Genomic DNA, 16,891 nt, shown 5'->3' on the forward strand with positions numbered 1-16,891 from the left:
CGTGCCGGCCCCGCCCAGACTGACGGACCGTCAAGGACGGTTCCGGGCAGGGGTCAGCCGGTGGCGCGCTGGGCGGCGTAGCGCTCGGCGGCGTCCGCGAGCCCGCGCACGCGCCAGTCGGCCTCGCCGCCGTGGTGGTCGGCGATGGCCCTTCGGGCGGACTCGAGGTCGCCGCCCAGCAGTTCGCAGACGATCACCAGGGAGTCGGCGGTCCCCGTGTGCCGCTCGGAGGTGTGCCGCAGGACGGCGTCCAGGCCCTCCTCGGCCAGCACCGGCCGCAGTTCGCCGATCAGCGGCGCCAGCCAGCGGGCGCGCAGCGCGTACTCGGTGCGTCCGGCGAAGGTGGCACCGAGGCCGGCGAGCAGCTGCGCCGGGTACTCCTCGACCGGTTCGGCGAACTGCGGGTAGTCCTTGGCGAACTCGTCCCAGTCGACCTCGAGTTCGCCGATGTGGTGCGGCAGCACCGGCGACCGGGACCACCAGGAGCCCTCGTCGGCCTGGGCGAACACCGCGTACAGCAGCTCGTAGGGCACCTCGGTGGTGCGGGAGAGCAGGACGGCGTCGTAGAGGTCCTTGCCCTGGGGGTGGTTGTCGGAGACCAGCCAGAGGATCTTCCAGGCCAGCGAGAGCTGCGGGGTCGCGGTGAGCAGCGGGCCGGTGACGCCGGGCAGTTCGCAGGTCTGCGGTTCGACGGGCAGGTGTTCGGTGAAGACGAAGTCGAGCTGGACGGTGCCGCCCGGCACGCCCGGCGCCGTCCAGGGCAGGACGAGCCGGCGGCCGGGTATGCGGCTGTAGGTCCAGATCTCGTCGCTGAGCGCCTGGTCGGCGTGCAGGCGCACCCCGGTGCCCCCGGTGGCGGCGGTGCCCCCGGCGTCCCCGGCGTCCCCGGTGGAGAGGTGGTCGGCGGCGGTGGCGAGGTCCTGCAGCATGCGGTCGGTGCGGGGGTCCTCCAGCTGCCAGTCGACCGGGCGGACCACGAAGTCCAGGTCCCCGGGCTCGCGGGCCTGCTCGCCGTACCAGGCACGCAGCAGGACGCTGCCGCGCAGCACCAGGTGCTCGGCCCACGGGGAGGCGGCGACGGCGGACAGCACGGTGTCCAGGGCGGCCTTGCGGGCGGCGAGCCAGCGTTCGGCGAGCGCCGGGTCGGTGAAGGCGGGTTCGCTCGGGCGCAGGGCGCGGCTGTACCCGGCGAGGGCTGGGTCGAAGACGGGCTGCTGGGTGACGGCCTCGTCGTCGATGGGGTGGACGCTGCGGGGCAGGTCGAGGTCCTCGCGGACCTCCTCCGTGGGGGGCCTGCGGGGCAGTCGCACGCCCTGCCAGGGCCCGTACTCCAGGCCCGTCCACTGGGTGGACGGTGCGGACTGGTCCTCGGTCATCGCGGGTCTCCTTCTCGTTCTGCCGTTGCGGTCGCTGATTCGTTGGCTGCGGGGGCCGGGTGGTCGTGCTCGGTGATCCAGCCCGCGTCGAGGGCCTCGTCGCTGTCGACGGCGACGAACTCGCGCTCCGCCGACAGCACCCGGTGCCCGGCGGCGGCGAGGTCCGCGAGCAGCGCGTCCAGGCGCCGACCGGCGGTGGCCAGGCCGACGTGGCGGCACCGCTGGGTGACGAACCACTCGCGGTGGCCGTCCTCGCGCGTGCGGCGCGGGTTGTGCGAGAGGTGGGCGTCGTGCCGCACGGCGAGGGCGGCCAGGGCAGCGCGGGCGGCGGCGGCGGGCGGCGCGGGCGGCAGGAGCAGCTTGACATGGTGTTCGAAGTACCGGTGCGGCCCGTGCGCCGCGGCGTCGCCGTCCGTGGCGGGGACGCCCTCGGCCCAGGGCGTGGCCTCGATCTTGGTGCGCAGGACGGCGAACCCGGCCCGGGCCAGCCGCCCGGCGGTGCGGGCGGTCGCCGCGGCCGCCTCCTCCAGCGTGCCGCGGGCGCGCAGGGTGAGCATCGGCTGGGAGGGCGCCGCTCCCCGGGCCAGCAGGATGTGAGTGAACTTCAGGCCGTGGTCGGCGGCCCACGCGGCCAGCGCCTCGGCGGCGCCCGGCCCCACGGTCAGGTGCACCTCGAAGTCACCCCGCAGGCCGGGCGGGTCCGACGGGTCGTTACGGCGCTGGTCAGGACAGGTGGCGAGCATGGGCAGCATGCTGGCACCCCCCTGTGACAACGCCCCCGCCGGGGCCACCGGCGCCCCGGCGCCCGGCCGGTCCCGCTCGGCGGCGACGGGCTCGTCCGTGCACCACCCGGGGCCGGTCCGGGCGCGGGGCCGCTCCCCCGGGCCTTCCCCCCGTCCGCCCCTCGCGTCGGGGCGTGCCGGCCCCGGTAGGGACGCCCGCCGCGGCCCCGGGGACACGCCGACGGTTGCGGCGGTTCCGGGCCATCCGGTCGGTGTACGGATCCAGAGGGGTCACCCGTCTTGCCGGGGCCCGGGGCGGGTGTTTGCGTCGGATCCGTGACCGGACGTCGAGTCACGGATCCGAGGGAACAGCGCAGAAGGAGAATCCTCTTGTTCAGTGTCAAGCAGGCCGCCGCCGTCGCGGCCACGGCCATCGCCGTCGCCGGTGTGCCGGCCACCGCCCCCGCCGCCGCGGCCGCCGGCGCCTCGGCCGGTCGGCCGGTGGTGGTGGCCGAGAACGTGCGCTTCTTCAACGAGGAGACGAACGGAGCGCTGGACGCCAGCTCGTTCGGGCCCGTCGCCGTCACCTGGGAGGCCAACGGCGGGGCCTTCCAGGACTGGCTCCTGCGCCCTTCCCCCCGGGGCTACCTGATCGAGAGCGTGGGCAGGCGCGGCAACTGCCTCCAGGCTCCGGCCAACCCGGGCGAGCCGCTCCCGGTGGTCAAGTGCAACCCGAACGTCCCGACCCAGCAGTGGGCCTTCGACCGGGTCGGGGACCGGGTCGTCATCGGCGAGATGCTCGACGAGAACTACGTCATCGAGGCGACCACCAGCGGCAGCCCGGTCGTGAAGAGCTTCCGCGACGACAACCCGCGCCAGCTGTGGGACATCACCCCCTCCTGAGGCGGCTGCGGGAACACGGCAGGGCCTGGCACCGGTTCAGGTGCCGGGCCGTTCCGGCCGCCGACCGCGGGGAAGCCGCCGCTGTTCGATCCGTGATCCAGGCCGTGTCCTGCGGCCCCTCCCCCACCGGTACGCAGGAAGTCGGCCGGGCCGACTTCCTGCGCACCGGCTTCCGGCCGGCCCCGCCCCTCCGAGCCGCGCTCGCGAGCACGGGCCCAACCCCACGGGTGGTGGGCAAATGGGCCGAAAAGGGGTCAGGGGTGAGAAGGATCACCCGCGGGGGCGGTGCGGCGGGGCGATGCGGGCCCGGGCCCGGCAGGACTGGTCGGGGGCCGTCGCGGCACGGGCGCAGGGCCCGTCCGCTTCGGGACCTTGGTCACGAATCCGCCCGACCTTCGGCCCGGTGGCGCCCCCTCCCCACCCGGGCAACCGTGGACGGTCGCCCGGTGTGACCGGGCGACGGCACCACCCGCCGGGCGGTGCCGTTCCCTGCCGTCTACCCGGCGCACGCCGTGCGGGAGCACACCGTGCGCTCCGGAGGACCCGAAGACCCATGTCCAGCACCATCGACAACGCCCCGTATACCGCCTTCCACCGCAGACTGGCCCTGGCCTGCTCCGGTGGACCGCTGCTCGACGGCTACATCCTGAGCATCGTCGGCGTCGCCCTCATCGGGATGCGCCCCGAGCTCGGCCTCTCCACCGCCGAGGTCAGCCTGATCGGCGCCGCCGCCCTGGTCGGCATGTTCGTCGGCGGCGCGCTCTTCGGCGTGCTGACCGACCGCATCGGCCGGGAGGTGATGTACACCGCCGACCTGCTCGTCATGGTCGTCTGCTCGGTGCTCTCCTTCTGGGTGGACACGGTGTGGGCGATCGCCCTGCTGCGCTTCGTGCTCGGCATGGCCGTGGCCGCCGACTACCCCATCGCGACCTCGCTGCTCGCCGAGTGGCTGCCGGCCAAGCACCGCGGGCGGCTGCTCGGTCAGCAGATCGTCGCCTGGTACGCGGGCTCCGTCCTCGCCTACGTGACGGGCTACGCCTTCCTGCGCCTGGCCGGCCCGGGCAGCTGGCGCTGGATGCTGGCCAGCTCCACCGTGCTGTGCGTCGTCTTCCTGGTGATCCGCCGCGGCTCGCCGGAGTCCCCGCGCTGGCTGGCCGCCAACGGGCGGGTCGGTGACGCCGTGCGCGTCGTCGAGCGGCACCTCGGGGTGCGGGTCGACGGCCGGGAGCTGATGCCCGACCCCGCGCAGGCCGCCCGGCCCGGCGGGCTGCGCCTGCTGATGACCCCGCCCTACCGGCGCCGCACCCTGTTCTGCGGCCTGTTCTTCCTCTGCCAGGTCGGCCCGCTCTTCGCGATGCTCACCTTCGGCCCGCAGATCCTCTCGTCCTTCGGCATGCCGGGCGGCACGGTGATGGACACCCTGGGCACCGGCCTGATCAGCCTGGTCTTCCTGCTCGGCTGCTACCCGGCGCTGCGCCTGATCGACACCCGGGGCCGGCGGCCGGTGATCATCTGGTCGTTCGCCCTGATGACCGTCCCGCTCGCCCTGCTGGGCGTGTGGCCCACCGCCCCCGCCGCCGTCGCGCTGACCGCGCTGTGCGCCTACGCCTTCCTGTGCGGCGGGCCGAACGTGCTCGACTGGACCTACCCCAACGAGCTGTTCCCCACCGAGATCCGGGCCACCGCCGTCGGCGTCGCCACCTCGGTGAGCCGGATCGGCGCAGCCGTCGGCACCTACCTGCTGCCGCTGTCCCTGACCGGGCTCGGCACCGGCCCGACCATGCTGATCGCGGCCGGGACGACGGCCCTGGGCCTGCTGGTGTGCGTGCTGTGGGCCGAGGAGACCCGCGGCACCGCCCTGGGCGCCGCGCCGGCCGCATCCGTCGCCGGGGCCGCCCCGGCGGCGGGCGCGCGGGCGGGCGTCCCGTCCCAGCGCGTGGCGCAGTCCGTGCGCTGACGGCACCCGCTCCGGCCCCCGGTCCAGGTCGATGAGCCCCTGCTCCCGGCGTCCGTCCACGGTGGACGGGCGCCGGGGGCGGGGGCTCTCGGCTGGGTTCCTCGACCCCTTGGATCGACCCCTTGAAAGAAAGTCGTCGCGGAGATAGTCTGCGCGTAGAGCAAATCGGGAACGGGGAGAGGGGCACCACCATGTGGAACCACGAGTACACCGGTGAGACGACCGCGGCGCCGGAGGCGGTCTGGGCGGTCCTGAAGGACATCGACGACTGGGCCCGCTGGGACACCTCGATGGAGGCGGTCTCCCTGCTGGGGGCGTTCGAGGTCGGCGGCAAGGTGTCGATGACGCCCACCGGCCAGGAGCCGATCGTCTCGGTGATCACCGACATCCAGGACGGCGTCCGCTACGCCGACGAGACCGAGTTCGAGGGCGTCGTCCTGCGGTTCAGCCACACCCTGAGCCCCCGGGGCGACGGCGGCACCCGGGTGGTGCACCGGCTGGAGATCTCCGGCCCGCAGGCCGACCGGGTGGGCCCGGAGCTGGGGCCCGCCATCACCGAGGACTTCCCGCAGGCGATGGCCGCCCTGCTCGCCCGGGCCGTCGACCTCGCCGCCGGCACCGGCACGGACGGCGCCACGGGCGGCACCACGGGCGGCGGCGCCCGGTGAGCGAGGCCGCACCCGCCGCGGACGGCGGGCCCGACAGCCCGGGCTTCTGGCTCTGGCACGCCACGCTGCGCTGGCAGCGCGAGATCGCGGCCGCGCTCGCGCCGTTCGACCTGACCCACGCCCAGTTCGTGCTGCTGGCCTGCGCCTGGTGGCTCAACGGGCGCGGCGAGGTGCCCAACCAGCAGGAGCTGGCCAGCCAGGCGGGCACCGACGTGAAGATGACCTCCCAGCTGGTCCGCAAGCTGGAGGCGAAGGGGCTGCTGGACCGGGAGACCGACCCGCGGGACACCCGGGCCCGCCGGCTGCGGATCACGGCGCGCGGCACGGAACTGGCCCGCACCGCCGTCGTCGCCGTCGAGGAGGTCGACGCGGCGTTCTTCGGCCCCGCCGGGCGGGCCGCCGGCCTGGACGAGCGCACGGTGACCTCGTTGCTGCGACACCTGGCCGGGCCCGGCGGGCCGCGGTAGCCACGGGTCCCGGCGGCCGCGGCGGCCGCCGGGACCGGGAGTCGAGTCCGGGCCGAGTCCCGGAGCACCCGGGAGCCCAGTCCGGGCACGGCTATTGACTACCAGTCCAACAGTGGCGATTCTCGTCACAACCGAGTGCGCGGTTCATGACATCCGGCCCGGACGGGCCGGTCCGCACGTCCCGGACGGTGCCCGGTGCCCGTCCGCGCCACCCCCTCACCTCGGACACGGGTGGTGACCCCTTGCACCGACTCCCTCACGGCAGACGCGGATTAGCCGCGCTCCTGGCCGCCCTCCTGACCCTGGCCGCCATGGTGCTCGCCGCACCGGCGCCCGCCGCACCCGGCGGGGACGGCTGGTGGAACCCGACCGCACGGCCCTCGCCCGACTCCCAGATCAACGTCACCGGTGAGCCCTTCCGCGGCACCGACGACCAGGGCCGGGTGCGCGGCTTCGTCGACGCCCACGACCACATCATGGCCAACGAGGCGTTCGGCGGCCGCCTCATCTGCGGCAAGTCCTTCTCCGAAGCGGGCATCGCGGACGCCCTGCAGGACTGCCCCGAGCACTACCCCGACGGCTCGCTCGCCATCTTCGACCTCATCACCAAGGGCGGCGACGGCAAGCACGACCCGGTCGGCTGGCCCACCTTCAAGGACTGGCCGGCCCACGACTCGCTCACCCACCAGCAGAACTACTACGCGTGGATCGAACGGGCCTGGCGCGGCGGCCAGCGCGTCCTGGTCAACGACCTCGTCACCAACGGGGTCATCTGCTCGGTCTACTTCTTCAAGGACCGCAGCTGCGACGAGATGACCTCCATCCGCCTCCAGGCGCAGAAGACGTACGACCTGCAGGCCTACGTCGACTCGATGTACGGCGGGCCCGGCAAGGGCTGGTTCCGCATCGTCACCGACAGCGCACAGGCCCGCGAGGTCGTCAAGCAGGGCAAACTCGCCGTCGTCCTCGGCGTGGAGACCTCCGAGCCCTTCGGCTGCAAGCAGATCCTCGACGTCGCCCAGTGCAGCAAGGCCGACATCGACCGCGGCCTGGACGAGCTGTACGGGCTGGGCGTGCGCAGCATGTTCCTCTGCCACAAGTTCGACAACGCGCTGTGCGGGGTGCGCTTCGACGAGGGCGCGCTCGGGACGGCCATCAACGTCGGCCAGTTCCTCTCCACCGGCACCTTCTGGAAGACCGAGAAGTGCGCCGGGCCGCAGCACGACAACCCGATCGGGCTCGCCCCCACGCCCGCGGTGCAGCAGCAGCTCCCCGCCGGGGTCGCGGTGCCCTCCTACGCCGGCGACGCGCAGTGCAACAGCCGCGGGCTCACCGAGCTCGGCGAGTACGCGGTGCGCGGGCTGATGAAACGCAAGATGATGCTCGAGGTCGACCACATGAGCGTCAAGGCGGCCGACCGCTCGTTCTCCATCCTGGAGTCCGAGTCCTACCCGGGCGTGATCTCCTCGCACAGCTGGATGGACCTCGACTGGATCGAGCGGGTCTACAAGCTCGGCGGCTTCGTCGCCCAGTACATGAACGGCGCCGAGGCGTTCAGCGCGGAGGCCAAGCGCACCGACGCGCTGCGCGACAAGTACCACGTGGGCTACGGCTACGGCACCGACATGAACGGCGTCGGCGGCTGGCCCGGGCCGCGCGGGGCGGACACCGCCAACCCGGTGCACTACCCGTTCCGCAGCCAGGACGGCGGCTCCCTCATCGACCGCCAGACCACCGGCTCGCGCACCTGGGACATCAACACCGACGGCGCCGCGCACTACGGCCTCGTCCCGGACTGGCTGGAGGACATCCGGCAGGTCGGCGGCCAGGACGTGCTGGACGACCTGTTCCGCGGCGCCGAGTCCTACCTCACCACCTGGGGGGCCTCGGAGCAGCACCGGTCCTCCGTGAACCTGGCCGCCGGCCACCCGGCGACGGCCAGCACCACCGAGTGGTGGAACCCGTTCGTCAGCTACGCGCCCGGCCGGGCCGTGGACGGCGACACCGGCACCCGCTGGGCCAGCGAGTGGAGCGACGACCAGTGGGTCCAGGTCGACCTCGGTGCCACCACCCTGGTCGGGCGGGTCACGCTGGACTGGGAACGCGCCTACGGGCGGGCCTACCGGATCGAGGTCTCCACCGACGGCAGCACCTGGCGCACGGCGTGGTCCACCGCCACCGGGGGCGGCGGCCTGGAGACCGCCCGCTTCGCCGGTGTGCCGGCCCGCTACGTCCGCGTCCACGGGGTGCAGCGCGGCACCCAGTGGGGGTACTCGCTGCACGAGGTCGGCGTCTACAGCGCGTAGGCGCCGCCCGCGGCCGACGGCCGCCCCGGGCCCGGAGTGGCACTCCGGGCCCGGGGCGGCCGCGCGTGCGTCCGGCCGGCTACCGGCTACCGGTCAGGGGCCGCTGGCTAGCGCAGGGTCGGCAGGGAGCGGTAGCAGCCGAAGGAGTCCTTGGTGGACTCGACCATGACGTCGCCGGTCCGCGGGCCGACGACGCCGTCCTGCTCCAGCGAGGCCCACTTCTGGATGGCCACGATCGCGCCGTAGGTGTCCGGGCCGAACCGGCCGTCCACCGCGATCTCCTTGTACCCGGTCTGGTAGTGCAGGGAGTTGGACGTCTGCTGGACGCACTTGACGCTGGCGTACGTGTTCGCCTTGCCGTAACCGACCCAGAGCGAGCCGGAGTTGGGTATCGCCTGGGCGGTGCCGCCCAGCAGGCCGGCGGTGACGAGCCCGGTCGTGGCGAGCAGGAACGCGCCGCGGCGCGCGGTGGAGTTGCGGTTCAAGGGGACCCCCGTAAGCGTGCAGGATGAAAGATCGTCAGGGTCCGCACCATACAACGGCCCACCGACACTCACCTGCGGTTTTCCCGGCGGGGCCGGGGACCGCTCCCCCGGTCACCCGTTCCCGTTCCCCGTTCCCGGCGCAGGCTGCTCGCGATGGCCCGTGGGGTGGCCACCGCGAGATCGCCCCCAGTGGACCGCGGGCGGCCGGGCGGGCGCTATCCGGAAACGGCGGACGGCCCCGCCGTTTCCGGACAGCCCGCGCCGGCCGGCCCGGCGCGGCTCACAGGCCCGGTGCGGCTCACAGGCTCGCGAGCAGCGCGGCGAGCGGGGCGGGCACCCGGTCGGGGGTGAGGGCGCCGGCGAGGAGGCCGCCGTAGCGGATCTTGCGGCCCTTCTTCGTGCCGAGGAAGCGGCGCAGCCGGTCCTGCGGGGGGCGGTCGCGCTGCGCGGGCTGGCGCACGAAGGTCTGCCAGGCCGGGAGGTCGCCCTCCGCGCGCAGGACCTCCTCGACCCCGGCCACGCCCAGGGCGCGGATGAGTTCGTCCTCCAGGTCCGCCGCGCAGACGAAGACCGCCCGGTGGGGCGCGGCGTCGGCCCGGTCGAGGGCGCGGTCGTAGAAGCGCTGTTCGCCCTCGTCGCAGAGGCCGACCAGGCGCAGCCCCAGCCCCGACGGGCCGAGCAGGGCGGCGTAGCGGCCCACGCTCATCGCCCCGCCCATCGGCTGGACGCACACCCCCTCGGCGGGCAGGTCCCGGCCGGTGAGCGCGGCCAGCGCGTCGACGGCCGCGAGGTCGCTGGGCCCCTCCAGCAGCACGGCGGTCCGCACCCCCAGCAGCCCGGCCAGTTCCCGCGCGGGTTCACCGGGGCCGCCCGCCGCCCAGCCCGCCACCGCGTCCCGCAACGCCTGCATGTCCACCATGGGCTGATTCTGCAGCTGACCGGGTGGCCCCGGCACCGCCTTTTCCGTCCGCCGGGCCCGTCGGTTGTCGGTGGCGCGTGGGAGGGTGCGGTCCACGGGGCTGCGGGGACGGGGGCGCCATGGGGTACGTGGGCGGGGTCTGGCGGTTGCTGCAGGGCGGGGAGCCGCTCGGCGGGATCGTGGTCGACGACGCCGACTTCCCGTGGCTGCACGGTCGTTTCGTCCCGACGGAGGCGTTCGCGCGGGTGCGGCCGTGGTTCGACGAGTACCTCGACCTGCTGGAGGCCGAGCAGTTCGAGCGCTTCGACGACTGCTACGACCGCATCGCCGCCTCCCTCTCCCTGGTGTCCCCGTCGGGCCCCGTCCCGGAGTTCCTCCTGCACGTCCGGGACACCCGCGCCTGGTTCCGCTGGAGCGACACCCCCTTCGACCCCGCCTGACCCGGCTGGACGTCAGGAGGGCCCGACGGTGGTGGTGGCCGGGGTGGGGTGGGGTGGGCGGGTGGGGCTGGGGAGGGTGGCCCTGCGGGCGTGCAGGAGGGTGGCGCCGAGGGGCAGGGGGGTGCGGTCGAGGAGTTCGAGGCCGGCGTCGGCGAGCAGGCGGGCGTAGTGGTCGGCGCGGCGTTCGCGGCCGCCGGTGTTGCACCGCATGTGGAGGTCCCAGGCGGTGGCCAGGGAGGCGGAGGCGTCGGCGGGCAGGACGCGTTCGACGATGAGCAGGTCGGCGTGGGCGGGCATGGCGCGGGCGCAGTGGCGCAGGATCTCGCGGCAGCGCGCGTCGTCCCAGTCGTGCAGGACGCGGGAGAGCAGGTAGAGGTCGGCGCCCGCGGGGACGTCGGCGAAGTCGCCGCAGCGGTAGGTGCAGCGGTCGCCGCAGCCGGCCGCGTCGAGGGCGTGGCGGGCGGCCTCGACGACGTGGGGGCGTTCGAGGAGGACGCCGTGCAGGCGGGGGTGGGCGGTCAGGATGCGTCCGAGGAGTTCGCCGTTGCCGCCGGCGATGTCGACGACGGTCCTGGGGGCGGGTGAGCGGCCGGCGGCGGTGACGGCCGGGTGGGCGGGGACGGGTTCGAACATGCGGGAGCTCGCGGCCATGGACCGGTCGAAGAGGTCGGCGAGTTCCGGGTCCCGGGCGAAGTGGTCGAAGTGGTTCTCGCCGAAGAGGTGGTCGAAGGCGGCCTCGCCGGTGCGCACGGTGTGTTCCAGTGCGGCGAAGGACTGGTAGAAGGGGCCGCCGTACATCAGGGCCAGTGCCCGCATCGAGTCCGGGGTGTCGGTGCGCAGCAGGGCGCCGAGGTCGGTGAGGCGGAAGCCGTCGCCGTCGGGGGTGACGACGTCGAGCATGGCGAGGTAGTGCAGGAGGGCGTCGAGGGTGTCGGGGTGGGTGCCGGTGTGCCGGGCGAGGGTGGCGGTGGTGGTGGCGGTGCGGGGGTTCAGGGCGTCGGCGAGGCCGAGGCGGGCGCAGACGGCGAGGGCCTGGGTGGTCCAGGCGCCGGTGAGCAGGTGCAGGAGGGTTTCGGCGGGCTGGTGGGCGTGGTGGCGGGCGAGGTGGGTGGCGAGGATGTCGGGGTGTTCGCCCCGGACGTGGAGTTCGAGGCGGCGGTAGGCGGCCTTGGCGTCGGTGGGGGTGGTGAAGTAGAGGACGGTGGCGTCCTCGTGGGGGTTGTAGCCGCCGCCGTCGGGGGTGGCGTCGTGCCGGGCGAGGAGTGCGCACAGGCCGCGCAGGACCAGCGGGTCGGGGTGTTCGACCTCGAGGGCGAGGTGGGCCTCGTGCTGGTGGGCGCGTTCGTGGGCGGCGATGCGGGTCAGCGGGGAGCCGGGCGGGACGGTCAGGGCGAAGACCTCGACCTCGCGGGGTTCCCGGCCGGGGCCGAGCACGGCGGGGCGCAGGATCCTGACGTCGAGTGCGGCGGGGTCGTGGTGGTGGCGTCGGGCGAGGCGGTCGCGGACGACGACGCTGGGGATCGGGGGTGTGTCGAAGGCCATGCCGCAGGCGGCGAGTTGGGCGTGCAGGGTGGGCCGGTCGGGCGGGAAGACGAGCAGGGCGGCGTGGGCGAGGCGGCAGTGGGCGGCCAGGGCCCACAGTTCGGGGCCGTCGAGGCCGGGGAGCAGGAGCGGGAGCAGGGTGGCGGTGTCCTGTTCCCTGACGAAGGCGGCGGCCTGGCGCAGGCGGGTCTCGTCGTCGGGGGGTGTCGTCGTCATGGCGGGGTGTCCTCGGTGCAGGTGCCGGGGTGCGGGGGTGCGGGTGCGGGGGTGCGGCGGTCTTGGGGGGGACGGGCGGGCGGTTCAGACGCCGACGTAGTTCTCGGCGAACCAGTCCTGGTGGGTGCGGGAGGTGCGCAGCGATGCGAGGCGGGAGCGGCGCAGGGATTCGTGGAAGAACGATTCGCCGTGCGGTTGGCCGGGTTCGGCGTGCAGCAGCCGGATCATCCAGAGGGAGAAGTCCTGGGCGCGCCAGATGTGGGTCAGGGCCTGGGCCGAGTAGCGGTCGAGGGCGCCGCGGTCGCCGTGGGCGAGGGTGTCGGTGAGGGCGTGGGCGAGGAGTTCGGCTTCCAGGACGGCGAGGTTGGCGCCCTTGGCGGCGGAGGGGCTGATCAGGCTGGCGGCGTCGCCGGCCAGCAGGAGCGAGCCGTGGCGCAGTGGCTGGACGACGTCGGATTCCAGGTCGACGACGGTGCGGTGGGCGATCGGGCCGTGGTGCAGGGGGCCGTGGTCGTCGGTGCGCATCCGGGTGTCGAGTTCGTGCCAGATGCGGTCCTCGGTCCAGGTGTCGGCGGGGGTGCCGCGCTCGTACTGCAGGTAGTAGCGGGTGACGTGGGGGGTGCGGGCCATGTGGCCGGCGAAGCCGTGGGGGTGCAGGGCGTAGCCGACGGCGTCGAGGCTGGGCGGGGCCTGGGCGAGCAGGCCGAGCCAGGAGACGCCGTGGTCGCGGTGGTGGCGGACGGTGCCGGGGGGCAGGGAGCGGCGGGCGGCGCCGTGGCGGCCGTCGCAGCCGGCGACGTAGCGGGCCTGCCAGTGGTCGGGGCGGCCGTCGGCGTCGCGCACGGTGACGGTGGGGCGGGTGCTGTGCGGGTCGGGGACGGCGAGGGCCTCGGTCTCGAAGTGGATGCGGCCGCCGGCGTCGAGGTAGTGGGTGAGCAGGTCGGTGACGAGGTCCTGTTGCGGGTAGACGGTGTGCTGGTCGCGGCGGCCGAGGGTGGCGTAGTCGAGGCGGAAGCGGCCGTCGTCGGTGCGGAACTCGCAGGTGCCGTGCCGGTGGCCGCGCCGGTGCAGGCCGTCGGCGAGGCCGTGGCGTTCCAGGGTGCGCACGGTGGTGGCGGCGAGGAAGCCGGCGCGGGCGCGGGTCTGGACGTGGGCGCGGGTGGCGCGTTCCAGGACGGCGCAGTCGACGCCGTTGCGGTGGAGGAGGTTGGCGAGGAGGAGTCCGGCGGGCCCGGCGCCGAGGATGACGACGTCGGCGGTGTTCCGGGGTGCTGGGGTGTTCTGACGTTGCGTCACAGGGAGTGGATCATAATCGGCGCGAAATACATCGAAGTGCAGAAATCACCCGAAGCAGTGAATAGGGTGATTTCCTTCTCGGTGGCGGGCCCCGGGGGCGGCCCCTCAGAGCACCAGTTCGACGAGCCCCGCGACCAGCCCGACGGCGATGCCCAGGACCGCCACGGCGCCGAGCCCGACGAAGAGGCTGACCACCAGCGCTCCGCCGTCCGGGGCCCTGCCGCGCCAGGCGCCGACCAGCAGCCAGCCCGCGGGGGCCGCGCCCAGCGCGAGGATCACGGCCGCCACGATGCCCGCCTTCACCGCGGGCGAGGACGAGGGCTCGTAGGCCACGCCGCCCACCAGGCGCACCGTGAGCCGGGCACCGGCCGGGTGCTTGTCGGTGGCGCCCCTCACCAGGATCGGGCGGGCCTGCGCCGGTGGGGCTCCGGCGGGCGTGAAGCGGCCGGCGCAGTCGGTGCCGTCGTTGTCCCCCTCGCTGTCGTACGCGTCGTAGCAGCGTTCCACCAGCACCACGCCGTCCGCGGGCCCCAGGCCCATGGCCGCCGCGATCCGGTCCGCGGCGGCCCACCAGGCCAGTGACACCGCCGCCGCCAGGAACGCCGTCGCCAGTACGGCCGCCGCCGCCCGCGCCATCGTCCGCCCCATGCCCCGCCCCTCCGCGTGCCCGCTCCCCCGCACCGCTCCCCTGCCCGGTGGAGGCGGGCCGGAATCAGTTTCCGGAGAGGGTGGCGATCAGGCCGATGACTCCCACGAGGCAGGTGATGACGGATATCGCGAGCATGATGGTGTGGCTGCCGCCTTCGGGCGGGGTCTTCGTGACGCCGTAGCTTCCGGCACCGGCCATTCCGCCGAAGAGGAGGAATCGGGACGCTTCCATCACGGTGGTCATGATTTCTCCCCTCGGGGCCGCCAAGACACTGTGCCGGGAAGACAGTTCAGGAGAATGGCCGCTTCGGCGGCGGGGCCGGAAGGCGTGCACGCCGGGCGCGGCCGCACGCCGGACGAGAATTCCCGGGGGGCGTGTCACGGCATTTCCAACAATGAATCCGGGGGCCGTTTCTCCCTCGCCCCGGGCCGGCCGCCGGAATTTCCCCGGAACCCGGCTCCGATCGCCTCCCGGACGGACGGGAAGGGCCCCGCGGGCCGTCCAGGTGCGCGCGGCGGCGCCCCTCCCCCGCTGCCGCGGCCCACGGGTCGTGTGAGAGAGTCGGCGGCCCGAAGGCGAGGAGAGGGCGATGGACGGGAGCGGGAGCGGCGCGGCGGTCGGCGCCGGCGGCGGGGCCGGGAGCGGCGGCCGGGTCCTGGTGGTGGACGACGACGCGGCGATCCGGCGCACCCTGGAGCGCGGCCTGCGGCTGAGCGGGTTCACCGTCGCGCTGGCCGAGGACGGCGGGAGCGCGCTCGCCGCGATGCAGCCGGCCGCACCGGACGTCCTGGTGCTCGACGTGTCGATGCCCGGCATCAGCGGTGCCGAGGTGTGCCGCACGCTGCGCGCCCGCGGCGACGACGTCCCGGTGCTGATGCTCTCGGCCCTGGACGAGCCCGCCGACCGGGTGGCCGGCCTGCAGGCCGGGGCGGACGACTACCTGGTGAAGCCCTTCGCCCTGGAGGAGCTGGTGCTGCGGCTGCGCGCCCTGCTGCGCCGCCGCCCGCCGCAGCCCGCCGACCGGGTCGTGGCCGGGCCGCTGCTGATCGACCCCGGGACCCGGCAGGCCCTCCTCGACGGCGAGGAACTGCGGCTCACCCGGCGGGAGTTCGAGCTGCTCACCCAGCTGGCCAGGAACGCCGGGCTGGTGCTCTCCCGCGAACTGCTGCTGGAACGGGTCTGGGGCTACGACTTCGAGGTCCGCAGCGACGCCGTGGACACCTTCGTCAGCTACCTGCGGCGCAAGACCGAGGCCGGCGGCCGCCCCCGGCTGATCCACACCGTCCGGGGCGTGGGCTTCGTGCTGCGCGCGCCCGGCGGGAACGGGTAGCGGCCGCCGTGAGGCTCTCCACCCGGATCGCCCTGTGGGCCGCCGCCGTGGTGCCGCTGCTGGTGGTGCTGGCCGGACTGCTCCTGCTGCCGCTGGTCGGGCGCGACCTGCGCCACCAGCAGGACACCCGGCTGGGCGACCGGGCCGCGGCCGTCCTGCCGGGCGTGCGCGCCCTAGTGGCCGCCGACACCAAGGGGCGGCCCAAGGTCGAGCAGAACCAGCAGCGCAAGGTCCTGGACGCCGCCCTGGACTCGGGCGTGCGGGTCGCCGCCGCGGACGGCACCGTCCTGCTGTCCGTCGGCCCGCAGCCCGCCGACCCGCAGGCCTTCCCCACCGCCCCGGGCGGCCCGGCCACCGTCCACGACCAGGGCGGCGCCTGGCGGGTGCTGACCGTCCGGATCTCCGGCACCGGGGCCAACGGCGGCAGCGGCACCCTGTGGGTGGTCGCACCCGCCGGGCAGGCCGACACCCAGACGGCGGCGGTGCGCCGCCGGGTGCTGCTGGTGGCGGCCGTCGCCGCGCCGGTCGCCGCCCTGATCGGCTTCGCCCTCGCCGAACGCGCCACCGCGCCGCTGCGCAGGCTCAGCCGCCGGGCGGCGCAGCTCGACCCGGCCGCGCCCCCGGCCGCCGGTGACGGGCCTGCCGCCGATGGGAGTCCCGGCGCCGGCGGCGGACCGGTCGGCGCGCAGTTCACCGCGGAGCGCAGCGGCACCGTCGAGGTCGACGAACTCGGCGCCGCCCTGGCCCTGTTGCTCTCCCGCTACGACGAGCAGGCGCGGCGCACCGCGCAGGCGCTGGACACCGCGCGCTCGTTCTCCTCCGCCGCCTCGCACGAGCTGCGCACGCCGCTGATGAGCCTGCGCACCAACCTGGACGTGCTGGCCGCGCATCCGGACCTCGCGCCCGGCGAACGGGCCGAGGTGGTGGCCGAGTTGCGCGAGGACCACGCCCGGCTGCTGGACCTGCTGACCGCGCTCGGCATGCTCGCCCGGGGCGACCTGGTGGAGGCCGACTCCTTCGGCTGGGTCGACCTGCCGGACCTCGTCGACGCGGCCGCCGCCGAGGCCCGGCGCCGCCACCCGGAGGCCGTCCTCACCGTGGACGTCCCGGCGGAGCTGCGGGTGTTCGGGTGGGAGTCCGGGCTGCGGATCATGCTGGCCAACCTGCTCGGCAACGCCGCCGTGCACGGGCGCGTCGGCACGGATCCGGCCCGGGTGGCGGTCCGCCTGACGGCGGCCGGCGCGCTCGCGGTGCTGACCGTCGACGACGCCGGGCCCGGCGTCGCGCCGGGCGAGCGGGAGGCGGTCTTCCACCGCTTCCACCGGCGCCGCGACAGCCCCGGTTCGGGGCTCGGGCTCACCCTGGTCGCCCAGCAGGCGGCGCTGCACCGGGGCGGCGTGCGGATCACGACGCCGCCGGACGGGGCCGGGTGCCGGGTGGAGGTCGGCCTGCCGCTGCCCGTCAGCGAGGCACCGACCGTGGAGCTGCCGGGGCGGCGGGACTGGATCTCGGGCGAGCAGCACTGAGCGACGGCGGCGGCGGCAGGGCTTCGGGCGCCGGGCTTCGGGCGCCCGCCGAGCCGCCGTGGGCGTTCCACAGGGAATCCACAAGAAGC

16 protein-coding genes are annotated in these 16,891 nt (G+C 74.9%); 8 read left to right on the top strand and 8 right to left on the bottom strand.

The annotated features are described in order from the left end of the window. Positions 1-53: 53 nt before the first annotated feature. Together ACFYUY_RS21445 and ACFYUY_RS21450 are read right to left on the bottom strand one after the other, a co-directional pair. On the bottom strand, positions 54-1,376 hold the full coding sequence (locus ACFYUY_RS21445; RefSeq protein ID WP_387902453.1) for a nucleotidyl transferase AbiEii/AbiGii toxin family protein: 1,323 nt from the start codon (positions 1,374-1,376) through the stop codon (positions 54-56). Next, the gene (locus ACFYUY_RS21450) at positions 1,373-2,128 is read right to left on the bottom strand and encodes a hypothetical protein (RefSeq protein ID WP_387902456.1); all 756 of its coding nucleotides are present in this window, start codon (positions 2,126-2,128) and stop codon (positions 1,373-1,375) included. Before ACFYUY_RS21450 ends, ACFYUY_RS21445 begins: the two co-directional genes overlap by 4 nt. A 360-nt stretch (positions 2,129-2,488) precedes the next feature. On the opposite strand from ACFYUY_RS21450, the gene ACFYUY_RS21455 reads away from it, so the two are divergent. The 5 genes from ACFYUY_RS21455 (at position 2,489) to ACFYUY_RS21475 (ending at position 8,399) form a co-directional block, all read left to right on the top strand. Further along, the gene (locus tag ACFYUY_RS21455; RefSeq protein ID WP_387902459.1) at positions 2,489-3,001 is read left to right on the top strand and encodes a ricin-type beta-trefoil lectin domain protein; all 513 of its coding nucleotides are present in this window, start codon (positions 2,489-2,491) and stop codon (positions 2,999-3,001) included. A gap of 553 nt (positions 3,002-3,554) precedes the next feature. After that, positions 3,555-4,958: an MFS transporter gene (locus ACFYUY_RS21460; RefSeq protein WP_387902462.1), complete on the top strand. Its 1,404-nt coding sequence runs from the start codon at positions 3,555-3,557 to the stop codon at positions 4,956-4,958. 191 nt (positions 4,959-5,149) lie between these two features. Continuing rightward, entirely contained in the window at positions 5,150-5,626 is a 477-nt protein-coding gene (locus tag ACFYUY_RS21465) for an SRPBCC family protein (RefSeq protein WP_387902465.1), read from the top strand. Then, positions 5,623-6,093 (top strand): MarR family transcriptional regulator, encoded by a 471-nt coding sequence (locus ACFYUY_RS21470; RefSeq protein ID WP_360210444.1) that lies wholly within the window; start codon positions 5,623-5,625, stop codon positions 6,091-6,093. The genes ACFYUY_RS21465 and ACFYUY_RS21470 overlap by 4 nt, the downstream gene beginning before the upstream one ends. Positions 6,094-6,404: 311 nt before the next feature. Continuing rightward, positions 6,405-8,399 carry a discoidin domain-containing protein gene (locus ACFYUY_RS21475; RefSeq protein ID WP_387902469.1) on the top strand — a complete coding sequence of 665 codons (1,995 nt, stop codon included), beginning with the start codon at positions 6,405-6,407 and terminating at the stop codon, positions 8,397-8,399. A gap of 107 nt (positions 8,400-8,506) precedes the next feature. Here ACFYUY_RS21475 and ACFYUY_RS21480 read toward each other — a convergent pair whose 3' ends face one another. Next, complete coding sequence (locus ACFYUY_RS21480) at positions 8,507-8,884, bottom strand: peptidoglycan-binding protein (RefSeq protein WP_387902472.1); 378 nt, start codon at positions 8,882-8,884, stop codon at positions 8,507-8,509. A 298-nt stretch (positions 8,885-9,182) separates the two neighbouring features. Next, entirely contained in the window at positions 9,183-9,803 is a 621-nt protein-coding gene (locus ACFYUY_RS21485) for a TOPRIM nucleotidyl transferase/hydrolase domain-containing protein (protein WP_387902474.1), read from the bottom strand. 119 nt (positions 9,804-9,922) lie between these two features. Here ACFYUY_RS21485 and ACFYUY_RS21490 point away from each other — a divergent pair, with 119 nt between their 5' ends. After that, on the top strand, positions 9,923-10,243 hold the full coding sequence (locus tag ACFYUY_RS21490; protein ID WP_387902476.1) for a hypothetical protein: 321 nt from the start codon (positions 9,923-9,925) through the stop codon (positions 10,241-10,243). 12 nt (positions 10,244-10,255) lie between these two features. Here ACFYUY_RS21490 and ACFYUY_RS21495 read toward each other — a convergent pair whose 3' ends face one another. From ACFYUY_RS21495 to ACFYUY_RS21510, 4 genes are all read right to left on the bottom strand, one after another. Continuing rightward, positions 10,256-12,001 (bottom strand): methyltransferase, encoded by a 1,746-nt coding sequence (locus ACFYUY_RS21495; protein WP_387902479.1) that lies wholly within the window; start codon positions 11,999-12,001, stop codon positions 10,256-10,258. A gap of 84 nt (positions 12,002-12,085) precedes the next feature. Continuing rightward, positions 12,086-13,297, bottom strand: coding sequence for a 4-hydroxybenzoate 3-monooxygenase (locus ACFYUY_RS21500; protein WP_387902481.1), 1,212 nt, complete (start codon positions 13,295-13,297; stop codon positions 12,086-12,088). 105 nt (positions 13,298-13,402) lie between these two features. Beyond that, positions 13,403-13,945, bottom strand: a complete 543-nt coding sequence (locus tag ACFYUY_RS21505) for a hypothetical protein (protein ID WP_387902484.1) — start codon at positions 13,943-13,945, stop codon at positions 13,403-13,405. 64 nt (positions 13,946-14,009) lie between these two features. After that, a complete protein-coding gene (locus ACFYUY_RS21510) occupies positions 14,010-14,189 on the bottom strand; it encodes a hypothetical protein (RefSeq protein ID WP_360210458.1) in 180 nt (59 codons plus the stop codon). Between the two features lie 346 nt (positions 14,190-14,535). Between ACFYUY_RS21510 and ACFYUY_RS21515 the strand changes: the two genes are divergently transcribed. Together ACFYUY_RS21515 and ACFYUY_RS21520 are read left to right on the top strand one after the other, a co-directional pair. Beyond that, positions 14,536-15,276 carry a response regulator transcription factor gene (locus tag ACFYUY_RS21515; RefSeq protein ID WP_387902487.1) on the top strand — a complete coding sequence of 247 codons (741 nt, stop codon included), beginning with the start codon at positions 14,536-14,538 and terminating at the stop codon, positions 15,274-15,276. 8 nt (positions 15,277-15,284) lie between these two features. Continuing rightward, the gene (locus ACFYUY_RS21520; RefSeq protein WP_387902490.1) at positions 15,285-16,802 is read left to right on the top strand and encodes a sensor histidine kinase; all 1,518 of its coding nucleotides are present in this window, start codon (positions 15,285-15,287) and stop codon (positions 16,800-16,802) included. Positions 16,803-16,891 lie beyond the last annotated feature (89 nt).

The sequence above is a fragment of the Kitasatospora sp. NPDC004745 genome, assembly GCF_042873275.1.
Lineage (GTDB): Bacteria > Actinomycetota > Actinomycetes > Streptomycetales > Streptomycetaceae > Kitasatospora.

Coding starts and splice junctions, on each gene's coding strand:
- ACFYUY_RS21445 (WP_387902453.1), bottom strand. CDS start 1,376: ATGACCGAGGACCAGTCCGCACCGTCCACCCAGTGGACGGGCCTGGAG.
- ACFYUY_RS21450 (WP_387902456.1), bottom strand. CDS start 2,128: ATGCTGCCCATGCTCGCCACCTGTCCTGACCAGCGCCGTAACGACCCG.
- ACFYUY_RS21460 (WP_387902462.1), top strand. CDS start 3,555: ATGTCCAGCACCATCGACAACGCCCCGTATACCGCCTTCCACCGCAGA.
- ACFYUY_RS21465 (WP_387902465.1), top strand. CDS start 5,150: ATGTGGAACCACGAGTACACCGGTGAGACGACCGCGGCGCCGGAGGCG.
- ACFYUY_RS21475 (WP_387902469.1), top strand. CDS start 6,405: ATGGTGCTCGCCGCACCGGCGCCCGCCGCACCCGGCGGGGACGGCTGG.
- ACFYUY_RS21485 (WP_387902474.1), bottom strand. CDS start 9,803: ATGGTGGACATGCAGGCGTTGCGGGACGCGGTGGCGGGCTGGGCGGCG.
- ACFYUY_RS21490 (WP_387902476.1), top strand. CDS start 9,923: ATGGGGTACGTGGGCGGGGTCTGGCGGTTGCTGCAGGGCGGGGAGCCG.
- ACFYUY_RS21495 (WP_387902479.1), bottom strand. CDS start 12,001: ATGACGACGACACCCCCCGACGACGAGACCCGCCTGCGCCAGGCCGCC.
- ACFYUY_RS21505 (WP_387902484.1), bottom strand. CDS start 13,945: ATGGGGCGGACGATGGCGCGGGCGGCGGCGGCCGTACTGGCGACGGCG.
- ACFYUY_RS21510 (WP_360210458.1), bottom strand. CDS start 14,189: ATGACCACCGTGATGGAAGCGTCCCGATTCCTCCTCTTCGGCGGAATG.
- ACFYUY_RS21515 (WP_387902487.1), top strand. CDS start 14,536: ATGGACGGGAGCGGGAGCGGCGCGGCGGTCGGCGCCGGCGGCGGGGCC.